The following is a 3,452-nucleotide window of genomic DNA, read 5'->3' on the forward strand; positions in this document are numbered from 1 at the left end:
ACTGTAAATAACCCTGTAATTATTGCACCCCAAATAAAACCTGAATCGCTACTTGTATAAGGTAAACCTAACTCAGCATGACGTTCAATACTTGAATTAATTAAGTACCAATTTGCAAAAACAGCTATTAATAAAAAACCCATTAAGATTTTAACCGATTTGAATTTATATTTTTTAACGATTGATTTGATCTCATCCTGTGACATAAACACTTCCCTTTTGGATACTTATAACGCCCCAATAAGGGGAAATTTGTAGTTGGCTAAAATTATTGAGCGGAGCGAAAATAGCCAACTGTAAATTTTCCCGCTTGATTGGCTTGTTATGTGTACGTTACACAAACTCTCGCCAAGCACCATTTAAACTAACCATTACTATTAAAAATAAACACCATGATAGCAATGAATAAATTAAATATTTACCGACATTTTTACGATAAATTAAACCATTACCATTAAAAAGTGATTTATTGAAAATTAAAAAAGGAATACAACGAACAAGAAAAGGCTGGCTACAAAATGCTAATGATTTAGTGAAATTGGACAGAGAATTTACGGCAAAGTATAAAAATCCAATTGCAAAAGGAATTACTAAAGCAATTTTTAACGCATCTTCCAATTTGATACTCCATCCATGTACACATAACGCCCCATTAAGAGGCTTTTAATTGTTGGTTAAAATGTGTAGCGAAGCGGAACCTAACCAACTGTTAAAAGTCCTGCTTGAATGGCTTGTTATATGTACGTTTAGTTAATTGATGTAACTACATTTTCTCCGCTGATAACAACGAACTTAATTTTAGATGCCATTCCTACATCGAGTTGATCAAGGTGCATTCTATTAATAGGACATTTCAGACCATGACAAGTATAAAATTCAGTATCAAAAGCTAGGTACTCCTTTTCAGCAGAGTCGCGGAACTTAAATATCCACGGTTGATCAATAGTAAAACTAACATCCGTTACTCGAACGTGCATCAAAACTCCCTGTACATATAACGCCCACTTAAGCGGACAAAAATAGTTGGTTATAATGTGTAGCGAAGCGGAACCTAACCAACTGTTTTTGTTCCGTTTGAAGTGCTTGTTAGGCAACAAAATTTCGCCGTAAGTACCGAAAACACTGTTCTTGTTTTTCAGTTACTTCAAATAAACTGCTAGTAAAAACAGCATATAATACTTTACATATATCTGATAAATCTGAATTATTAAACGTATTCCAATCAGTGTCATTCGGGTTATTTATAACCTGTAAATGTACTTTGTTTCGTAGATTACGAAGTGACTCTAATTTTTCATATATTTCTTTATTTGAACCAAATACATGTTTAGATTTGGCACATTTTATCATTGCATCAAATGACATATGTTTTAACTGCTCTTCAGGCAGTTTTTTATAGATAACCGTATCAACTCTAACAACTTCACCATCAAGTTTTTTTTGATTACCTTTAAAAGTTATTTTTTCAGACCAATCAGTTTTGGTGTGATTACCATTAACTATTAAAAGAAAATGTAAGAGTGACTCTATAATACTGCACCCAACAAGAACAATTGTCTTAATTGTTTGCGTATAAATAACAGAACTAAGTTTTATTTCTTGGATAATTTGATCTTGAAATTCTATATATTGAAGGTTGTATGCAATGTTTTTTCTTAAAGCATATACATGTTCATAACCACGATCGCTATATAAAACCTTTTGTAATATAGATTCCAATCGAGTGATAGGCCATGGGTACCAGGTTTTTTGTTCCTCTCCGATCCTTGAAAGTTCAGCCATGATATCCCTTGTTGCCTAACGCCCATATTAAGCGGCAAATAACAGTTTGCTAAAATGTTGAAACGGAGTGCAAACAGCAAACTGTTATTTGTCCGTCTTGAATTGCTTGTTAGGCATACATTAACCGTGGTGTCGGCGAATATGCTTTATTAAACCTGATTCGTTAAATTCTAATGAGACAATATTAGTTTTACTATATTCAATGATTTTATCTAAATGTGCAGGCTTAACTTTACCCATTTCAGTCATTTTTATAAAAACAACATTAGCCCCTACCATAATTTCGTTTATCTCAATATTGCTGTTTATAACTTTATCTTTTAGTTTACCAACCATGTCTGAACGAAGTTTCGATTTATCCGTATACGTAAACTTAAATTTTACATGTTCATCAATGAAATTATCAGACAATAGCGATATATAATGATCTATTTCTTTGGTGGTTGTATTTGGTTGTTGGCGAGCATTTTTGGCTGATACAAATATCTTGGCTTTTTCGATTAACTGTTCTGTCGAAAATTTGTCCTTTGCTAAACTTGAAAAAGATAAAATAAGGGATATAAATACTAAAGTTAATTTTTTCACTGAACTCTCCTTGTATGCCTAACGCCCCACTAAGAGGCAAATAATAGTTGGTTATAATGTGAAGCGAAGCGGAACCTAACCAACTGTTATTTGTCCTACTTGAGTGGCTTGTTAGGTGTGCCTGTATATAGGACACCACAATGCTCGCATTTAATTTTTGGTGGTAATTCACGTAAGAACCAGAAAACCCAACCTTTATTTTTAGATTTAACATTACTCTTTGTAATAACCACTAAACGTTTATTGCAACTTTGGCATTTTACAAAAGCGGCTAGCGAGAAAGTAATTAATGCAGAAAAAAACCAAATAGTAAAAGGTATTACAAATATGGGTTGTACCTGAATTTTATTTACATCAAATATAACACCAAAAACAAAAGTAAAAATAGATAACCACAAACATATTGCAGCGATACTGAGTATCGACATATATACGTGTAATTTTCTAAAGCCAGACTTAAACACTTTGTACACCTAACGCCCCATTAAGAGGCAAATAATAGTTGGCTAAAATAAGCGACGAAGGAGCAAATAGCCAACTGTTATTTGTCCTGCTTGAATGGCTTGTTATAAAAACCTACTCAAATAGTGCAAAAATTCTTTTATCTGAATGTTGTAAATAGCCATATTTTAATTCTAATAAATGACCAGCTAAATCCATAGAATTAACGTTTGTATTTTGCCACGAACTCTCTTCTGACCAATGAACGGCGATACTTTTTAGCTTATCATCGTCAATAATTGATAACTCTTCTGAGAAGTTTATTGGCAATAACCAGAGGTTGTCACTTAAAGCAGAACCCGAACTTTTAAAGCAACTCAGTAAATCACTGATATGCTCTTTCTTAAAGTTACCTCCTCCCAGAATTGAGCCATCAAGAATTTCTTCAAAACTACTAACATCGCAATCTACATTTGCTGCGAAAAAGGTTACGTCCACACTCAATCCTTTTGGTATTTATAACGCTTACATAAGCGGAAAATTATAGTTGGCTGAAATTTTGAGGAACGAAAAAGAGCCAACTGTAATTTTTCCGTTTGATGTTCTTGTTAGCTGCGGTTTGCAAACAGCTTTTCAAATAATAC

7 protein-coding genes are annotated in these 3,452 nt (G+C 33.1%); all 7 read right to left on the bottom strand.

What is annotated here, in order from left to right; translation table 11 throughout:
* Positions 1-206, bottom strand: a 206-nt coding sequence (locus H4J67_RS19535; protein ID WP_182204780.1) for a hypothetical protein, incomplete at its 3' end; no start/stop codon positions are given.
* A gap of 127 nt (positions 207-333) precedes the next feature.
* Positions 334-618: a hypothetical protein gene (locus H4J67_RS19540; RefSeq protein WP_182204782.1), complete on the bottom strand. Its 285-nt coding sequence runs from the start codon at positions 616-618 to the stop codon at positions 334-336.
* A gap of 128 nt (positions 619-746) precedes the next feature.
* The gene (locus H4J67_RS19545) at positions 747-977 is read right to left on the bottom strand and encodes a hypothetical protein (RefSeq protein WP_182204784.1); all 231 of its coding nucleotides are present in this window, start codon (positions 975-977) and stop codon (positions 747-749) included.
* 109 nt (positions 978-1,086) lie between these two features.
* Complete coding sequence (locus tag H4J67_RS19550) at positions 1,087-1,782, bottom strand: hypothetical protein (RefSeq protein ID WP_182204786.1); 696 nt, start codon at positions 1,780-1,782, stop codon at positions 1,087-1,089.
* Positions 1,783-1,902: 120 nt separating this feature from the next.
* Positions 1,903-2,367: a nuclear transport factor 2 family protein gene (locus H4J67_RS19555; RefSeq protein ID WP_182204788.1), complete on the bottom strand. Its 465-nt coding sequence runs from the start codon at positions 2,365-2,367 to the stop codon at positions 1,903-1,905.
* 95 nt (positions 2,368-2,462) lie between these two features.
* Positions 2,463-2,831, bottom strand: a complete 369-nt coding sequence (locus tag H4J67_RS19560) for a hypothetical protein (protein WP_182204790.1) — start codon at positions 2,829-2,831, stop codon at positions 2,463-2,465.
* Positions 2,832-2,943: 112 nt separating this feature from the next.
* Entirely contained in the window at positions 2,944-3,306 is a 363-nt protein-coding gene (locus H4J67_RS19565) for a hypothetical protein (RefSeq protein ID WP_182204792.1), read from the bottom strand.
* Between the last annotated feature and the right edge of the window lie 146 nt (positions 3,307-3,452).

Origin of the sequence: Colwellia sp. BRX10-4 (assembly GCF_014077465.1) — a bacterium.
Classification (GTDB): Bacteria; Pseudomonadota; Gammaproteobacteria; order Enterobacterales; family Alteromonadaceae; genus Colwellia_A.